Origin of the sequence: Citrobacter sp. wls757 (assembly GCF_005280935.1) — a bacterium.
GTDB classification, from domain to species: domain Bacteria; phylum Pseudomonadota; class Gammaproteobacteria; order Enterobacterales; family Enterobacteriaceae; genus Citrobacter; species Citrobacter portucalensis.
Window position 1 is genome coordinate 51,956 of sequence record NZ_SZWU01000069.1, and the last position, 17,423, is coordinate 69,378.

The 17,423-nt window shown below is 51.4% G+C and carries 19 protein-coding genes; 11 read left to right on the forward strand and 8 right to left on the reverse strand.

Annotation, left to right across the window (positions count from 1 at the left end):
• Window positions 1-387: YgiW/YdeI family stress tolerance OB fold protein (locus FDW94_RS19040; RefSeq protein ID WP_137378120.1), on the reverse strand; the 387-nt coding region annotated here is incomplete at its 3' end.
• Between the two features lie 150 nt (window positions 388-537).
• Here FDW94_RS19040 and qseB point away from each other — a divergent pair.
• The 4 genes from qseB (at window position 538) to FDW94_RS19060 (ending at window position 3,579) form a co-directional block, all read left to right on the forward strand.
• Window positions 538-1,197 (forward strand): quorum sensing response regulator transcription factor QseB, encoded by a 660-nt coding sequence (gene qseB / locus FDW94_RS19045; RefSeq protein ID WP_137378087.1) that lies wholly within the window; start codon window positions 538-540, stop codon window positions 1,195-1,197.
• A complete protein-coding gene (gene qseC, locus FDW94_RS19050) occupies window positions 1,194-2,543 on the forward strand; it encodes a quorum sensing histidine kinase QseC (protein WP_137378088.1) in 1,350 nt (449 codons plus the stop codon). Before qseB ends, qseC begins: the two co-directional genes overlap by 4 nt.
• A gap of 109 nt (window positions 2,544-2,652) precedes the next feature.
• Entirely contained in the window at window positions 2,653-3,234 is a 582-nt protein-coding gene (locus tag FDW94_RS19055; protein WP_032945029.1) for an NAD(P)H-dependent oxidoreductase, read from the forward strand.
• A gap of 30 nt (window positions 3,235-3,264) precedes the next feature.
• Window positions 3,265-3,579 carry a putative quinol monooxygenase gene (locus FDW94_RS19060; protein WP_003024557.1) on the forward strand — a complete coding sequence of 105 codons (315 nt, stop codon included), beginning with the start codon at window positions 3,265-3,267 and terminating at the stop codon, window positions 3,577-3,579.
• Window positions 3,580-3,685: 106 nt separating this feature from the next.
• Here FDW94_RS19060 and parE read toward each other — a convergent pair whose 3' ends face one another.
• The 5 genes from parE to nudF are packed head-to-tail and all read right to left on the reverse strand — an operon-like array spanning window position 3,686 to window position 8,091.
• Window positions 3,686-5,578 (reverse strand): DNA topoisomerase IV subunit B, encoded by a 1,893-nt coding sequence (parE, locus tag FDW94_RS19065; RefSeq protein ID WP_003024571.1) that lies wholly within the window; start codon window positions 5,576-5,578, stop codon window positions 3,686-3,688.
• A gap of 28 nt (window positions 5,579-5,606) precedes the next feature.
• Window positions 5,607-6,188, reverse strand: coding sequence for an esterase YqiA (gene yqiA / locus FDW94_RS19070; RefSeq protein WP_003024575.1), 582 nt, complete (start codon window positions 6,186-6,188; stop codon window positions 5,607-5,609).
• Window positions 6,188-7,015 carry a 3',5'-cyclic-AMP phosphodiesterase gene (cpdA, locus tag FDW94_RS19075; RefSeq protein WP_137378089.1) on the reverse strand — a complete coding sequence of 276 codons (828 nt, stop codon included), beginning with the start codon at window positions 7,013-7,015 and terminating at the stop codon, window positions 6,188-6,190. The genes yqiA and cpdA overlap by 1 nt, the downstream gene beginning before the upstream one ends.
• Window positions 7,016-7,039: 24 nt before the next feature.
• Window positions 7,040-7,462 carry a DUF1249 family protein gene (locus FDW94_RS19080; protein WP_003024582.1) on the reverse strand — a complete coding sequence of 141 codons (423 nt, stop codon included), beginning with the start codon at window positions 7,460-7,462 and terminating at the stop codon, window positions 7,040-7,042.
• Window positions 7,459-8,091 carry an ADP-ribose diphosphatase gene (gene nudF, locus FDW94_RS19085; RefSeq protein ID WP_079934120.1) on the reverse strand — a complete coding sequence of 211 codons (633 nt, stop codon included), beginning with the start codon at window positions 8,089-8,091 and terminating at the stop codon, window positions 7,459-7,461. The genes FDW94_RS19080 and nudF overlap by 4 nt, the downstream gene beginning before the upstream one ends.
• Before the next feature lie 199 nt (window positions 8,092-8,290).
• Between nudF and tolC the strand changes: the two genes are divergently transcribed.
• The 3 genes from tolC (at window position 8,291) to FDW94_RS19100 (ending at window position 11,760) form a co-directional block, all read left to right on the forward strand.
• Window positions 8,291-9,769, forward strand: a complete 1,479-nt coding sequence (tolC, locus tag FDW94_RS19090) for an outer membrane channel protein TolC (protein ID WP_137378090.1) — start codon at window positions 8,291-8,293, stop codon at window positions 9,767-9,769.
• A gap of 147 nt (window positions 9,770-9,916) precedes the next feature.
• Window positions 9,917-10,594: a DUF1190 family protein gene (locus FDW94_RS19095; protein WP_003024591.1), complete on the forward strand. Its 678-nt coding sequence runs from the start codon at window positions 9,917-9,919 to the stop codon at window positions 10,592-10,594.
• Window positions 10,595-10,599: 5 nt separating this feature from the next.
• Window positions 10,600-11,760 carry a glutathionylspermidine synthase family protein gene (locus FDW94_RS19100; RefSeq protein WP_008785828.1) on the forward strand — a complete coding sequence of 387 codons (1,161 nt, stop codon included), beginning with the start codon at window positions 10,600-10,602 and terminating at the stop codon, window positions 11,758-11,760.
• 85 nt (window positions 11,761-11,845) lie between these two features.
• On the opposite strand, the gene ygiD is transcribed toward FDW94_RS19100, so the two are convergent.
• Entirely contained in the window at window positions 11,846-12,634 is a 789-nt protein-coding gene (ygiD, locus tag FDW94_RS19105) for a 4,5-DOPA dioxygenase extradiol (protein WP_032945034.1), read from the reverse strand.
• A gap of 147 nt (window positions 12,635-12,781) precedes the next feature.
• Between ygiD and zupT the strand changes: the two genes are divergently transcribed.
• Window positions 12,782-13,555: a zinc transporter ZupT gene (gene zupT / locus FDW94_RS19110; RefSeq protein ID WP_003024600.1), complete on the forward strand. Its 774-nt coding sequence runs from the start codon at window positions 12,782-12,784 to the stop codon at window positions 13,553-13,555.
• Between the two features lie 65 nt (window positions 13,556-13,620).
• Here zupT and FDW94_RS23585 read toward each other — a convergent pair whose 3' ends face one another.
• Window positions 13,621-13,797 (reverse strand): hypothetical protein, encoded by a 177-nt coding sequence (locus tag FDW94_RS23585; protein ID WP_071446370.1) that lies wholly within the window; start codon window positions 13,795-13,797, stop codon window positions 13,621-13,623.
• Window positions 13,798-14,193: 396 nt separating this feature from the next.
• Between FDW94_RS23585 and FDW94_RS19115 the strand changes: the two genes are divergently transcribed.
• The 3 genes from FDW94_RS19115 to dsbI are packed head-to-tail and all read left to right on the forward strand — an operon-like array spanning window position 14,194 to window position 17,374.
• Window positions 14,194-15,990: an aryl-sulfate sulfotransferase gene (locus tag FDW94_RS19115; protein WP_048215529.1), complete on the forward strand. Its 1,797-nt coding sequence runs from the start codon at window positions 14,194-14,196 to the stop codon at window positions 15,988-15,990.
• Window positions 15,991-16,013: 23 nt separating this feature from the next.
• On the forward strand, window positions 16,014-16,682 hold the full coding sequence (locus FDW94_RS19120; RefSeq protein ID WP_103284708.1) for a thiol:disulfide interchange protein DsbA/DsbL: 669 nt from the start codon (window positions 16,014-16,016) through the stop codon (window positions 16,680-16,682).
• A gap of 14 nt (window positions 16,683-16,696) precedes the next feature.
• Window positions 16,697-17,374: a protein-disulfide oxidoreductase DsbI gene (gene dsbI, locus FDW94_RS19125; RefSeq protein WP_048236780.1), complete on the forward strand. Its 678-nt coding sequence runs from the start codon at window positions 16,697-16,699 to the stop codon at window positions 17,372-17,374.
• Window positions 17,375-17,423 lie beyond the last annotated feature (49 nt).

Sequence of the window (17,423 nt, forward strand, 5' to 3'; positions counted from 1 at the left end):
TTTGGTAATCTGTTTTACGTCGATTTCAACGGAGTTCCAGTCTTTATCCACTTCACCCTGGATTTCAACCACATCCTGCGGTGTGACGGTTACGCCGTTCCAGCGCTTGTGGTCGATATCCACATTCACCGTGCCGGTCGCATCTTTAAACACGTACAGGTCGTCGGAAATACGCTCAACGATGTTCCCGCGCAGGGTAACCCAGGTGTCATCACGCAGTGATTTGGCGCTTTCTACCGTCGTGCTGCTACCGTTCGGGCCGACAAATCCGCCGTTTTGGCTCTGCGTGGTGGTTGTCGTTGGCCCAGAGAAGCCGCCCTGCTGAGCTGCCAGAACAGGTGCGGAACACAGTGCCATTACGGCAACCATTGCAGCTAATTTTTTCATCGTCATGTCTCCCTTTCATGTTGGTTTACGACTATTAAATAAGTTAATCCTTAACAAGTTCTTAAGGCAAAAAAAGATACTTTTTTTGCTGTACAGAGACTGTAGCCACAGGTTTACTGACTGCAAATGAGTTATCGCAGGGATGAACATATGCGTATTTTACTGATCGAAGATGACACGTTGATTGGCGATGGCCTGAAAACAGGTCTGAGTAAAATGGGTTTCAGCATCGACTGGTTTACCGAAGGTCGCCAAGGGAAAGAAGCACTCTACAGCGCACCTTATGATGCGGTAATCCTCGACCTGACGCTGCCAGGCATAGACGGACGGGACATTTTGCGCGAGTGGCGAGCCAACGGAAAGCAGGAACCGGTGCTGATCCTGACCGCCCGCGACGCGCTGGCAGAACGCGTTGAAGGCTTACGCCTGGGCGCGGATGACTATCTGTGTAAACCCTTCGCGTTGATTGAAGTTGCCGCCAGGCTGGAGGCGCTGGTGCGTCGTGCCAGCGGCCAGGCCAGCAACACATTGTGCCATGGCCATGTAACGCTCGATCCCGGCGCGCTGGTCGCCACGGCGGCGGGTGAACCTTTGTCACTCAAACCTAAAGAGTTCGCGCTGCTGGAACTGCTGATGCGCAACAAAGGTCGCGTCCTGCCCCGCAAACTGATTGAAGAAAAACTGTATACCTGGGACGAAAATGTCTCCAGCAATGCGGTTGAGGTCCACGTCCATCACTTACGCCGTAAGCTCGGCAGCGACTTTATCCGTACCGTGCATGGCATTGGCTATACCCTGGGTGACGCATGAAACTCACACAACGCCTCAGCCTGCGAGTCAGGCTAACGCTTATTTTTCTGATTCTGGCATCAGCAACCTGGGCCGTATCCAGTTTTGTGGCCTGGAGGCAGACTACCGATAATGTCGATGAGCTGTTTGATACGCAGCTGATGCTGTTCGCCAAGCGGCTTAGCACGCTGGATATCAGCGATGTCACCACCTCAAACAATATGGCCCGCACGCCAAAAAAACTGAAACATGGCCATATTGATGACGACGCACTGGCGTTTGCCATCTACTCCACCGACGGCAAAATGGTGCTACACGATGGCGACAATGGCCAGGATATTCCCTACAGCTACAGCCGGGAGGGGTTTAGCGACGGCCAACTCAGGGGCGACAACGATTCCTGGCGCTTCCTGTGGCTGAATTCCGCTGATGGAAAATATCGCATTGTGGTGGGCCAGGAGTGGGAATACCGGGAGGATATGGCGCTGTCGATCCTTACCGCACAGTTAACCCCGTGGCTGGTTGCGCTGCCGCTGATGTTGCTGATCCTGGTGGTCATGCTGAGTCGCGAACTCAGGCCGCTAAAAAAACTGGCGCAAGCTCTGCGCTGGCGCGCCCCGGAATCAGAAGAACCGCTCGACCCGAAAGGTGTGCCAAGCGAAGTGCGCCCGCTGGTTGAATCGCTTAATCAGCTGTTTACCCGTATCCACTCTATGATGGTCCGCGAACGGCGCTTTACCTCTGACGCCGCTCACGAGCTGCGCAGTCCGTTGACGGCGCTGAAGGTGCAAACCGAAGTGGTGCAACTGTCAGACGACGACCCGCAAACGCGGGAAAAAGCGCTGGTGCAGCTGCATGCGGGAATTGAACGCGCCACCCGACTGGTCGATCAGCTCCTGACGCTTTCGCGCCTCGACTCCCTCGATAATCTTCAGGATGTGGCAGAAATCTCGCTGGAGGAGCTACTGCAATCCGCGGTGATGGATATCTACCACCCGGCCCAGCAGGCGCATATTGACGTACGTTTGCAGATTAACGCGCACGGCATCACATGTACCGGGCAACCGCTGTTACTCAGCCTGATGGTGCGAAATCTGCTGGATAATGCGATTCGCTATAGTCCCCGGGGAAGCATTGTGGAAGTGACGCTAAACGCCCGCAATTTTAGCGTCAAAGACAATGGTCCAGGTATTGCGCCGGAAGTTCTGATGCACATTGGAGAACGCTTTTATCGCCCACCGGGGCAAAGCGTGACCGGCAGCGGTCTCGGCCTGTCGATTGTCCGTCGTATCGCGATATTGCATGGGATGTCAGCCTCGTTCGGCAACGCTCCGGAAGGTGGCTTTGAAGCAAAAGTCAGTTGGTAATTGCGTTATTGTTGCTCATATAGCAAAAGACTTTGCACATTTTGCTAATTTCACCGCACCGCTGGTGGGAGTAAAATCGTCCTCAAACGTATTTCCTTGAGGACACAAAATGAGCAACATTCTGATTATCAACGGGGCGAAAAAATTCGGCCATTCGAATGGTCAACTGAATGACACCCTGACCGAGGTCGCGGACGGTATCCTGCGCGACCTCGGGCATGATGTTAAAGTCGTACGCGCAGACAGCGATTATGACGTAAAAGCAGAAGTGCAGAATTTCGTCTGGGCCGATGCGGTTATCTGGCAGATGCCTGGCTGGTGGATGGGCGCGCCGTGGACGGTGAAAAAATACATTGATGACGTGTTCACTGCCGGGCACGGTACGCTGTACGCCAGCGATGGTCGCACGCGTTCAGATGCGTCAAAAAAATACGGTTCCGGCGGACTGATTCAGGGCAAAAAATACATGCTGTCTCTGACCTGGAACGCACCGATGGAAGCCTTCACTGAAAAAGACCAGTTCTTCCATGGCGTTGGCGTTGATGGCGTCTATCTCCCGTTCCATAAAGCAAACCAGTTCCTGGGAATGGAAGCGCTGCCGACCTTTATCACCAATGACGTGATTAAAATGCCGGACGTCCCGCGTTATATCGCAGAATATCGCAAGCATCTGACCGAAATTTTTGGTTAACTGGTAACCTGGAATTAGAAGGAGTTAACCATGCTTACCGTTATTGCAGAAATCCGTACACGTCCAGGTCAACATCACCGCCAGGCGGTACTGGATCAGTTTGCCAAAATCGTTCCGACCGTACTGAAAGAAGAAGGCTGCCACGGCTATGCGCCGATGGTGGATCATGCCGCAGGTGTGAGTTTTCAGACTACAGCACCAGATTCAATCGTGATGGTTGAGCAGTGGGAAAGCATCGCGCATCTTGAAGCGCATTTGCAGACCCCGCATATGAAAGCCTACAGCGAAGCCGTGAAAGGTGACGTGCTGGACATGAATATTCGTATTCTGGAGTCGGGCATTTAAGATTGTCGATTTGCCGGGTGACGCTTAGCTATCCGGCATAAATCGCTTCGTCAGATGAGAGCCGGATAAGGCATTTTACGCCCGTCTCCGGCTTTTCTACATGCAATTACCCTTCGAGATCCGCCAGGTCGCCTTTCTCCTGCAACCAGTTTCGACGATCTTCAGAACGCTTCTTGGCCAGCAGCATATCCATCATTGCGTTGGTACGCTGATCGTCTTCATCATCGATAATGAGCTGCACCAGGCGACGGGTGTTCGGATCCAGCGTAGTTTCACGAAGCTGCATCGGGTTCATTTCACCCAGACCTTTAAAGCGCTGCACGTTCGGCTTGCCTTTCTTGCGCTTTAACTGCTCCAGTACGCCCGCTTTCTCTTCTTCCGTCAGCGCGTAATAGACCTCTTTGCCGAGGTCGATACGGTATAACGGCGGCAGCGCCACGTAGACGTGACCGTGTTTCACCAGCGTGCGGAAGTGCTTCACAAACAGCGCGCACAGCAGCGTGGCGATGTGCAGCCCATCGGAGTCCGCATCCGCCAGGATACAGATCTTGCCATAGCGCAATTGGCTCAGATCGTCGCTGTCCGGATCGATACCGATCGCCACGGAAATATCGTGAACTTCCTGCGAAGCCAGTACTTCATCGGAAGAGACTTCCCAGGTATTGAGGATCTTACCTTTCAGCGGCATGATCGCCTGATATTCACGATCGCGCGCCTGCTTGGCCGATCCGCCCGCCGAGTCACCTTCGACAAGGAACAGTTCGGTGCGATTAAGATCCTGTGCGGTACAGTCCGCCAGTTTACCCGGCAGTGCCGGACCGCTGGTCAGCTTTTTACGCACTACTTTTTTCGCTGCACGCAGACGACGCTGCGCGCTGGAAATCGCCATCTCAGCCAGCAGTTCGGCTGACTGCACGTTCTGGTTCAGCCACAGGCTGAATGCATCTTTCACCACGCCAGAGACGAATGCCGCACACTGACGCGAAGAGAGGCGCTCTTTGGTTTGTCCGGCAAACTGCGGATCCTGCATTTTTACCGACAGCACGTAAGCACAGCGATCCCAGATATCTTCCGCCGACAGCTTCACGCCACGCGGCAGGATGTTACGGTATTCGCAGAACTCGCGCATCGCATCCAGCAGTCCCTGACGCAGACCGTTAACGTGCGTACCGCCCTGCATGGTTGGGATCAGGTTCACATAGCTTTCGGTCAGCAGCTCGCCGCCTTCCGGCAGCCAGAGCAGCGCCCAGTCCACCGTCTCCGTCTCACCGCTGAAATTACCGATAAACGGTTTTTCCGGCAGCGTCGGTAGGCCATTCACCGCTTCGCTCAGATAGTCATTTAAACCATCCTGGTAGCACCAGCGCTGCTCGCTGTTGTTGACCTCATCCTTAAAAGTGATCTCAACGCCTGGGCACAGTACCGCTTTGGCTTTCAGTACGTGCGTTAAGCGCGAAACAGAAAAACGCGGGCTGTCAAAGAAGCTTTCATCCGGCCAGAAGTGCACGCTGGTCCCGGTATTGCGTTTGCCGCAGGTACCGACAACCTGTAAATCCTGCACTTTATCGCCATTCTCAAACGCGATGTTGTATACCTGCCCGTCGCGGCGCACGTTCACTTCCACACGTTTGGACAGGGCGTTAACAACGGAGATACCCACACCGTGCAGACCACCGGAGAACTGGTAGTTCTTGTTAGAGAACTTGCCGCCCGCGTGCAGACGACAGAGGATCAGCTCAACCGCCGGAACGCCTTCTTCAGGGTGAATATCTACCGGCATGCCGCGTCCGTCATCAATGACTTCCAGAGACTGGTCGGCATGTAAGATCACGTCCACGCGTTTTGCGTGGCCCGCCAGTGCTTCATCCACACTGTTATCAATCACTTCCTGCCCAAGATGGTTCGGACGGGTCGTATCGGTGTACATCCCAGGGCGACGGCGTACCGGCTCAAGCCCAGTGAGTACCTCAATGGCATCAGCGTTATAAGTTTGCGTCATGGTTTAAATAAGCAATTCGAATTGATCGTCAGAAACTGTGCAGTCCAAGGAAATCGACAATCGGGTTGAAATAATCTTCGAAGCCCGTGAATGCGTGGTTTCCGCCCTCAATAACTGTCTGACGGCAGGAGGCGTAATACGCCACCGCCTGGCGGTAGTCCAACACTTCATCGCCCGTTTGTTGGAGCAGCCAGATCAAATCCGGCGCTTCCAGCGGGTCAATCTGCATGACTTTAAGATCGTAAATATGGCGTGACTCTAGCACATATTGCTGCCCCGTGTAGGGGTTCTCGTTTTGACCGAGATAGTCGACCAGCAGTTCATAAGGCCGTACGGCAGGGTTCACCACCACTGCCGGCAGCATAAAACATTGCGACAGCCAGGTGGCGTAATAGCCGCCTAAAGAGGAACCGACAATCCCCAGCGACTCTCCGCCGTGTTCAAGAATGATCGATTCCAGCATCTCTGCGGCTTGCGCAGGATACGGAGGTAGCTGCGGCACGATCATCTCAACGTGCGGGTGGTGTTCCGCCAGCCAGTTTTTCAGTAAACACGCCTTCGCCGAACGAGGAGAGCTATTAAATCCGTGAAGATAGAGAAGCGTAGACATCAGTAGCCTTCTGAAGCGGTATCAGGGTGGAACCGATTACCCTGCAGACGACGTACCTGAGTCTGCAACGTCCCGTCGGCAAAAAGCTCCAGCGTCCGCCAGCCTGGGCTGATGGTATCCAATGTGAAGTTGGAACAGTGCGGTTTAAATTGCACGCAGGTCGACGGCGTCGCCAGCAGACGGCGACCGTTCCAGTCCAGATCCAGTTCCTGATGAATATGCCCGCACAATAGATACCTGGCGCGAGGATAATTCACCAGCACGTTATCCAGCTCAGCGGCATTACGCAGACTGTGCTGATCGAGCCAGCTGCAGCCCGCAGGCAGAGGATGATGATGCAGAAGCAGCAAGGTATTACGCTCTGGCGCAGCAGCAAGTTTACGCTCCAGCCATTCGAGCTGGAATTCACTTAACTCACCGTGGGGAACGCCGAACACCTGGCTGTCGAGCAGCAAGATTTGCCACTGTTCGCCAATGAAAACACGTTTGGCCGGGGAAATGCCCGCATCCTGCAGCGCGCTGTACATTGCCGGCTGAAAATCGTGATTGCCCGGTAGCCAAACGCAGGGCGCACGAAAACTTGCGATGCCCTCAGCAAAATGCTGATAAGCCGCAGCGGATTGATCCTGCGCCAAATCACCCGTCGCGACGATCAGATCGTACTCAGGCGACTCTGCATGTATTGCATCCAGTACGGATTGATAGCTGTCCCAGGTGTTCACACCCAGCAGCGTTTCATGCTTTTCGGCAAACAGGTGAGTGTCTGTAATTTGTAAGATCCTGACTCTGGCCTCACCAGCCAAAGGAAGGGTTAACAGGCTTTCCAAATGGTGTCCTTAGGTTTCACGACGCTAATAAACCGGAATCGCCATCGCTCCATGTGCTAAACAGTACCGTAACCAGTCGGCCAAAAACTGATTAATTTGATGCTTTTCGTCGCGTTGATGCAACTTTTTATTTGGATAATCATACCGCGCTTTGAAGCGAAAGATCTGCTGACTTGAACACACTTCAGCCACCCTTGCGTCATGATACAGGCGCACGGTCAATGACGGCAGGCTCCAGTATGTGACGGCCGGTGCCGTTTGTTCGATCGCAACAAGCGTAGTGTATCGGGTCGATTCAACGATCGTTAACCGATATTGTGCGTTTGCTACCTGATAGCTCACTGTTTCACCGGCTGCATCATTACGTGGCAGCAGGCGGCGCAATTGCGAATAGTTGGTTTCGCACAGACGCATCATTTCAGGGAAGTCAGGTGTGTAACGCTTCATTTTTTCCACTCAGTTTTTAACTCTTGATAGTGCAGCTGTAACCATTGCAAGGCGATGACAGACGCTGCGTTGTCGATTTTCCCCTCTTCAACCCATTGATAAGCCTGTTCCCGGCTCACCACATGAACACGAATATCTTCGTTTTCATCAGCCAGACCATGGATCCCGCTCGCGGTCGTGGCGTCCACTTCGCCGACTAAAATTGACAGGCGCTCACTGGTGCCACCCGGGCTTGCCAGATAGCTCAGAACGGGCTTCGTCCGTTTAACTTCCAGCCCGGCCTCTTCCATTGCTTCACGACGGGCTACATCATCAACGGTTTCGCCCTCTTCGATCATCCCAGCCACCATTTCCAGTAACCACGGGCTTTCGCTGGTATCAAATGCCGCGATACGGATCTGCTCGACCAGCACAACTTCATCTCGCTCAGGGTCAAAGGGTAGCAAGACTGCCGCGTGTCCGCGCTCAAAAATTTCGCGCGTTACCTCGCCGCTCATCCCCCCGTTAAACAGGCGATGGCGAAACCGATAAAGATCCAGTGAAAAAAAACCGCGGTATAGCTTTTCTCGTGCAATAATTTCTACATCATTTTTAGTGAAAGTCATTGGCAAGTTGTCTGGTTTACGCATTGTGCTGTCCTGAAACCAATAGTGATTAAAATGTGAATTTCAAGGTCGTTTGACTGATGTTTGAACGCCCTTGTGTTAAATTGATGCAAATTAACGCCGTATGGCACGTAACGCCAACTTTTTGAAGTGGCGGATTCTGCTAGAATCAGCAAATATTTTTACAATTTGATCAGCGCTAAATACTGCTTCACAACAAGGAATGCAAATGAAGAAATTGCTCCCCATCCTTATCGGCCTGAGCCTGTCGGGGTTCAGTACTTTGAGCCAGGCAGAAAACCTGATGCAGGTTTATCAGCAAGCACGCCTGAGCAACCCGGAATTGCGTAAATCCGCCGCCGATCGCGATGCTGCATTCGAAAAAATTAACGAAGCGCGTAGTCCATTGCTGCCGCAACTGGGTTTAGGTGCCGATTACACCTACAGCAATGGCTACCGTGATGCAAATGGCGTCAACTCCAATGCAACCAGCGCGTCATTACAATTGACTCAGACGCTGTTCGACATGTCTAAATGGCGTGCCCTGACGCTGCAAGAAAAATCAGCGGGCATCCAGGACGTGACCTATCAGACCGATCAGCAAACGCTGATCCTGAACACCGCCACGGCCTATTTTAACGTACTGAACGCAATTGACGTGCTTTCTTACACTCAGGCACAGAAAGATGCGGTCTATCGTCAGTTAGATCAGACAACACAGCGTTTTAACGTTGGCCTGGTTGCCATCACTGACGTACAGAACGCCCGTTCACAGTACGATACCGTACTGGCGAACGAAGTTACCGCACGTAACAATCTGGATAACGCAGTAGAACAGCTGCGCCAGGTGACCGGTAACTACTATCCGGAACTGGCGTCACTGAACGTTGATGGTTTTAAAACCAACAAACCGCAGGCGGTGAACGCGCTGCTGAAAGAAGCAGAAAACCGCAACCTGTCATTATTGCAGGCCCGTTTGAGCCAGGATCTGGCACGTGAGCAGATTCGTCTGGCGCAGGATGGTCATTTACCGACTCTGGACCTGACCGCCTCTACCGGGGTATCTGACACCTCGTACAGCGGGTCTAAAACCAACAGCTCCCAGTATGACGACAGCAACATGGGCCAGAATAAAATCGGTCTGAGCTTCTCACTGCCGCTGTACCAGGGCGGAATGGTTAACTCGCAGGTGAAACAAGCGCAGTACAACTTTGTTGGCGCGAGTGAACAGCTGGAAAGCGCACACCGCAGCGTGGTGCAGACCGTTCGTTCTTCGTTCAACAACATTAATGCGTCTATCAGTAGCATTAACGCGTACAAACAAGCGGTTGTCTCTGCACAAAGTTCTTTGGATGCGATGGAAGCCGGCTATTCCGTAGGTACACGTACCATTGTGGATGTGTTGGATGCCACCACCACGCTGTACAACGCCAAGCAGCAACTGGCGAATGCGCGTTATACCTATCTTATCAACCAGTTAAACGTCAAATCTGCGCTCGGTACGCTGAACGAGCAGGATCTGGTGGCACTGAACAATACGCTGGGTAAACCAGTATCCACGACTCCGGATACGATCGCGCCGGAAAACGCGCAGCAAGATGCCGCGGCGGACGGTTATACGTCCAACAGCGCGACGCCTGCGGCACAGCCGACAGCAGCACGTTCAACCAGCAGCACCGGCAACAACCCGTTCCGTAACTGATGCTGATGACGGGGCTTCGGCCCCGTCTGAACGTAAGACAACGTAAAGATCCGCCCCTTCTTCCGCATTCTCGCCTCTTACCGCTTCAATTTCGACCAGTCATCCTCTATTCTGAGCAGAGTTACCACTGGGTACTGGAAGACATAAATGAAACGGACAAAATCTATACATCACGCCTCGTTCCGCAAAAGCTGGAGCGCGCGCCATCTGACTCCTGTCGCCCTGGCAGTTACCGCTGTGTTTATGCTCGCGGGCTGTGAAAAGAGCGACGAAACGGTTTCGCTTTATCAGAACGCTGACGACTGCTCTGCGGCGAATCCGGGTAAAAGCGCCGAATGTACTACTGCGTTTAACAATGCGCTGAAAGAAGCTGAACGTACCGCACCAAAATACGCCACTCGTGAAGACTGTATCGCTGAATTCGGCGAAGGCCAGTGCCAGCAGGCTCCTGCGCAAGCGGGTATGGCACCGACCGGTGAAGGCCAGGCTCAGGCACAGAATCAAAGCAGCGGCAGCTTCTGGATGCCGCTGATGGCAGGCTACATGATGGGCCGACTGATGGGCGGCGGAATGGGCGCTCAGCAACCGCTGTTCAGCTCGAAAAACCCAGCCAGCCCGGCTTACGGCAAATACACGGATGCCAGCGGTAAAAACTACGGCGCAGCAACGCCGGGTCGCACCATGACCGTACCGAAAACCGCTATGGCACCGAAACCAGCCACCACCTCTACCGTAACCCGCGGCGGATTTGGTGAGTCTGTGGCCAAACAGAGCACCATGCAGCGTAGCGCAAGCGGCACCACCACACGTTCAATGGGTGGCTGATCGTCATGGAAAGAGTCAGTATTGTTGAGCGCCCGGACTGGCGCGACAAAGCCACCGAATACGGTTTCAATTTTCACACTATGTACGGCGAGCCGTACTGGTGTGAAGACGCGTACTATAAGCTCACCCTTGCTCAGGTTGAAAAGCTGGAAGAGGTCACCGCAGAGCTGCATCAAATGTGCCTCAAGGTGGTGGAAAAGGTCATCGCCAGCGATGAGTTGATGACCAAGTTTCGCATTCCGAAGCATACCTGGGGCTTTGTCCGCCAATCCTGGCAGACACAGCAACCGTCGCTCTATTCACGTCTCGATCTGGCATGGGACGGCACGGGTGAACCCAAGCTTTTAGAAAACAACGCCGATACGCCAACCTCGCTGTACGAAGCCGCGTTTTTCCAGTGGATCTGGCTGGAAGATCAGCTCAATGCGGGCAACCTGCCGGAAGGCAGCGATCAGTTCAACAGTCTGCAGGAAAAACTGATCGAGCGTTTCACCGAGCTGCGTGAGCAGTATGGTTTTCAACTGCTTCATCTGACCTGCTGTCGTGATACGGTAGAAGATCGCGGTACGATCCAGTATCTGCAGGATTGCGCTGCCGAAGCTGAGATCGCTACAGAATTCCTCTATGTAGAAGATATTGGTCTTGGTGAAAAAGGTCAGTTCACCGACATGCAGGATCAGGTAATCGCTAACCTGTTCAAGCTCTATCCGTGGGAATTCATGCTGCGTGAAATGTTCTCCACCAAGCTGGAAGACGCTGGCGTTCGCTGGCTGGAACCGGCCTGGAAGAGCATTATCTCCAACAAAGCACTGTTGCCGCTGTTATGGGAAATGTTCCCGGACCATCCGAACCTGCTGCCAGCGTACTTCGCCGAAGACGACCATCCGCAGATGGATAAATTCGTCGTCAAACCGATCTTCTCGCGCGAGGGGGCTAACGTCTCCATCGTTGAGAACGGTAAAACGATCGAATCCGTGGAAGGACCGTACGGTGAAGAAGGCATGATCGTGCAGCAGTTCCATCAGTTACCAAAGTTTGGCGACAGCTATATGCTGATTGGCAGTTGGCTAATCAACGATCAACCAGCTGGGATCGGCATTCGTGAAGACCGCGCGTTGATCACGCAGGATCTGTCACGTTTCTATCCGCATATTTTTGTCGAATAATTGAGAGTGCCGGGTGGTGGCTTCGCCTTACCCGGCCTACGGCGCGAACTTAATGCCCGATAAGCGCAGTGCCATCGGGCATTCATCATCCAACCTGCACCGACAACATACTTAAACTTCCCATCTCAATACCATCTACCGGGATAGTGACAGACTCTTTACCATCCCAAGCCCCAAGTACATACAGCAGCGGCAGATAGTGATCCGGCGTCGGGTTCGACAACGATCCACCTTCATGATCGAGATAGTTCACCAATGGGTGCTGCTCAACCGGTCCCTGCCATGTCAGGTTTGCCTTAACATAGTCATTGAATGAAGTCGCCCACGGATAAGGCGTGTTCTCACCGTGCCAACGCGCAGTGCGCAGGTTATGCACCACGTTACCACTGGCCACCAGCATAATGCCTTCATCACGCAGCGCCGCCAGCTTACGGCCCATCTCAAAATGCCATGACGCGGGTTTGGTGCTGTCGATACTCAACTGCACCATCGGAATGTCCGCATTCGGATACATCTTGATCAGCACGCCCCAGGAACCGTGGTCAAAACCCCAGGCTTCTTTGTCCAGGGTCACAGGCACTGGAGCAAGTAAGTCAACCAGATGCTGCGCCAGTTCAGGCGAGCCGGGAGCCGGGTAATGGGTGTCATATAATGCTTGCGGAAAACCGCCAAAATCGTGGATCGTTTTGGGGGCTTCCATCGCAGTCACACCCGTTCCACGGGTGAACCAGTGCGCCGAGACCACCACAATGGCTTTCGGACGCGGCAACGTTTCCCCCAGTTGCTGCCAGGCACGGGTATAAACGTTATCTTCCAGAACATTCATCGGGCTACCGTGACCCAAAAACAATGCTGGCATACGAGTTGAAGACATGATGATATCCTTACTGAGGGAGTCATTTTGATACCACCACAATACGCTTATTCGGTTGATGAAGAACTCAGATAACCATGATGAAGATCATCAGTTATTTTGACGATCCAACCCGGATAGCAGATTGATAAGGAGTTTTATTTGTCGATGTCAGTACCTTTACTTCTGACTTTACTGGCAGGTGCCGCCACGTTTATCGGCGCATTTCTCGGCGTGTTAGGGCAAAAACCGTCTAACCGCGTTCTCGCCTTTTCTTTAGGCTTCGCCGCCGGGATTATGTTACTGATCTCCCTTATGGAGATGCTACCTGCTGCGCTGGCCGCTGAAGGTATGTCGCCGGTATTAGGCTACGGAATGTTCATCGTTGGCTTACTGGGCTACTTTGGCCTGGATCGTCTATTGCCGCACGCGCACCCTCAGGATCTGGTACAAAAAACAACGCAGCCTCTACCCGGCTCTATTAAACGCACCGCGATTTTATTAACGCTCGGCATCAGCCTGCACAACTTTCCTGAAGGGATTGCGACGTTTGTTACCGCCAGTAGCAACCTTGAGCTGGGCTTTGGTATTGCCCTCGCCGTTGCATTGCACAATATTCCTGAAGGATTAGCGGTGGCGGGTCCCGTCTATGCCGCCACAGGCTCCAAACGTACGGCGATATTCTGGGCAGGGATTTCAGGTATGGCAGAAATACTGGGCGGCGTACTGGCGTGGTTAATTCTCGGTAGCCTGATATCACCGGTGGTGATGGCGGCAATAATGGCGGCAGTCGCAGGTATTATGGTGGCGCTGTCCGTCGATGAATTGATGCCGTTGGCAAAAGAGATCGATCCCAATAATAATCCCAGCTATGGGGTGTTATGTGGAATGTCGGTGATGGGATTAAGCCTCGTCATCCTCCAGTCGATGGGAATCGGATAATCCAGAGGGCGGATGCCACCCTGCAAATTTACAGCATCCGCTCATCCGTAGCAGAATATGAAGGACTAATCCTGTTCCTTAACCGCGCTATTATCTTCACCAGAGCGACGAAAAAGTTTGTTCCGCGCTTCAAGTAAGGCATCTCTGTCCTGGCGGAATGCCCGACAATAACGTTTCATATGACAATAATAACCCACCGCAACGAGTGCAATTAATACAATCCAATACCAGGCAATAAACATTCTTTTACCCTTAAAATTTAACATCATTAAACATTTAACGTTAAAATTTTACACAAGCTTATTCTGACATACTCATATAGTGGCATATTTCAGAAACAAATATATGATTTCGATCATATAAATCAGCGGCTAAGCTATTAGCCAAACTCGTTATAAACAATTAAAACAATGTCGACAATATCACACTACGCAATAATAAATATTGTTCTTAAAATATCTCACTCATACTATCAAAAAAATAATAAAAATTAGCTCCTGAAGAATAATACATTTCATCAATATTAATTAATGCATTACAAAAGTAGTATTAGCAATACCATTTTATTTTATCAAAACCGTAAAAACATAATATATTCAGCAAGATTATATTTATAGGTAATATAAGGAGATATATCCATGTTTACACAATACCGAAAAACACTTCTGGCAGGGACTCTGGCACTGACATTTGGATTAGCAGCAGGAAACTCTCTTGCCGCTGGTTTTCAACCGGCCCAACCTGCAGGAAAATTGGGCGCAATAGTAGTTGACCCTTATGGAAATGCCCCGCTTACTGCGCTGGTTGAATTAGATAGCCACGTTATTTCAGATGTTAAAGTTACCGTCCATGGTAAAGGTGAAAAAGGCGTTCCGGTGACTTATACCGTCGGCAAAGAGTCACTCGCCACGTACGATGGCATTCCTATTTTTGGCCTTTATCAAAAGTTCGCAAATAAGGTAACCGTTGAATATAAAGAAAACGGTAAGGCCATGAAAGATGATTATGTGGTGCAAACTTCCGCCATCGTAAATCACTACATGGATAACCGCTCAATATCTGATTTGCAGCAAACAAAAGTGATTAAAGTAGCACCGGGTTTTGAAGATCGTCTTTATCTGGTGAATACCCACACCTTTACCCCGCAGGGTGCAGAATTCCACTGGCATGGCGAAAAAGATAAAAATGCCGGCATCCTGGATGCGGGTCCAGCTGGCGGCGCACTCCCCTTTGATATCGCACCCTTTACCTTTGTCGTCGATACGGAAGGTGAATATCGGTGGTGGCTGGATCAGGACACCTTCTATGACGGCCATGACATGGATATCAACAAGCGCGGCTACCTGATGGGTATTCGTGAAACACCGCGAGGCACCTTCACCGCCGTCCAGGGCCAGCACTGGTATGAATTCGATATGCTGGGGCAAGTTCTGGCCGACCATAAGCTGCCTCGCGGATTCCTCGACGCGTCGCATGAGTCGGTCGAAACAGTGAACGGCACCGTACTGCTTCGCGTGGGTAAACGCGATTATCGCAAAGAAGATGGCCTTCACGTACATACCATCCGCGACCAGATTATTGAAGTCGATAAATCTGGACGTGTTGTTGACGTATGGGATCTGACACAAATTCTCGACCCGATGCGTGACGCGCTACTGGGTGCGCTGGACGCAGGCGCGGTATGCGTCAACGTGGATCTCGCTCATGCAGGCCAACAGGCGAAACTGGAGCCAGATACCCCCTATGGTGACGCCCTCGGCGTTGGTGCGGGCCGTAACTGGGCTCACGTCAACTCCATTGCCTATGACGCTAAAGATGACTCCATCATTCTTTCTTCCCGCCATCAGGGTGTCGTCAAAATCGGTCGCGATAAACAGGTGAAATGGATCCTGGCACCGTCTAAAGGCTGGAATAAGGCGCTGGCAAGCAAACTGTTAAAACCGGTTGATGATAAGGGCAACGCGCTGAAGTGTGATGAAAACGGTAAGTGCGAGAATACTGATTTCGATTTTACCTACACCCAACACACCGCCTGGCTCTCCAGCAAAGGAACGCTAACCATCTTTGACAATGGCGATGGCCGTGGACTCGAACAACCGGCTCTACCAACAATGAAATACTCCCGGTTCGTCGAATATAAAATTGACGAGAAAAAAGGAACCGTTCAGCAAGTTTGGGAATACGGGAAAGAGCGCGGTTATGATTTCTACAGTCCTATCACGTCGGTAATTGAATATCAAAAAGACCGCGACACGATGTTTGGATTTGGTGGTTCTATTAATTTATTTGACGTTGGACAGCCAACCATCGGCAAAATCAACGAAATTGACTACAAAACAAAAGAAGTCAAAGTCGAAATTGATGTCCTTTCCGATAAACCAAACCAAACGCACTACCGCGCATTACTGGTTCGCCCACAACAAATGTTTAAATAATTTCGTTAGATTAAGGATTAATTATGTCGTCTAAATGGATTACTTCATTATTTAAAAGCGTGATATTAACGGCAGCGCTGGTTTCACCATTTGCAGCATCGGCTTTTACTGAAGGTACTGACTATATGGTGCTGGAGAAACCGATTCCCAATGCTGATAAAACGTTGATCAAAGTATTCAGCTACGCCTGCCCATTCTGCTACAAATATGATAAAGCCGTGACCGGCCCGGTGTCAGATAAAGTTGCCGATCTCGTCGCCTTCACACCGTTTCATCTCGAGACCAAAGGAGAATACGGCAAACAGGCCAGTGAAGTATTTGCAGTAATGATTGCTAAGGATCAGGCCGCAGGAATTTCATTGTTTGATGCCAAATCACAGTTCAAAAAAGCTAAGTTTGCTTACTACACTGCCTACCACGATAAGAAAGAACGCTGGTCTGACGGTAAAGATCCCGCTTCATTCATCAAAACAGGACTGGACGCTGCAGGTATGAGTCAAGCAGACTTCGAGAGCGCCTTAAAAGAACCCGTAGTCCAGGAGACACTGGAAAAATGGAAAGCGGCTTATGATGTTGCCAAAATCCAGGGGGTTCCGGCTTACGTCGTCAATGGTAAGTACCTGATCTACACCAAAAGCATCAAATCGATTGATTCCATGGCTGAGCTTGTCAGAGAGCTGGCGACAAAATAAACAGGGAACCGGCTATGGATTTTATCAAAGGATTGTGGCGAGACTTATGTACCGCACCGGTTAATACCCTGGTGAGATGGCAGGAGCGACGCTTTTTGTGGTTGCTAATGGCTTGTGCCATGGGTGGGTTAATTATTCTGGCGCACTCGTTCTTCCAAATCTATCTCTACATGGCCCCTTGCGAGCAATGTGTATATATCCGCTTTGCCATGTTTGTGATGGTTTTCGGTGGGCTGATCGCGGCAATAAACCCTAAAAACCTCATTCTAAAACTGGTCGGCTGCATTGCGGCATTTTATGGCAGCATTATGGGCATTAAGTTCTCCATCAAACTTAATGGCATTCATTATGCGGTACATAACCCGGACCCGGATTCGCTCTTTGGCGTACAGGGATGTTCTACCGATCCGACATTCCCTTTCAATTTGCCGCTGGCAAACTGGGCTCCAGAATGGTTTAAGCCCACTGGAGATTGCGGCTATGACGCACCTGTCGTTCCTGATGGCGTAGCGCTTAGCAGTATGCAAAAGTGGTTTGTCGATCTGTACCAGCAGTCCGAAGGCTGGTATCTGCTCCCGCCATGGCATTTTATGAATATGGCGCAGGCTTGCCTGCTCGCTTTTGGTTTATGTTTAGTGCTGTTGCTGGTAATGAGCGGAGCCTGGGCACTTAAATTGGCCAGAAAAAAATAGCCAGGTTGTAATAACAAAAAACCGAAGTCAGAAAACTGACTTCGGTTTT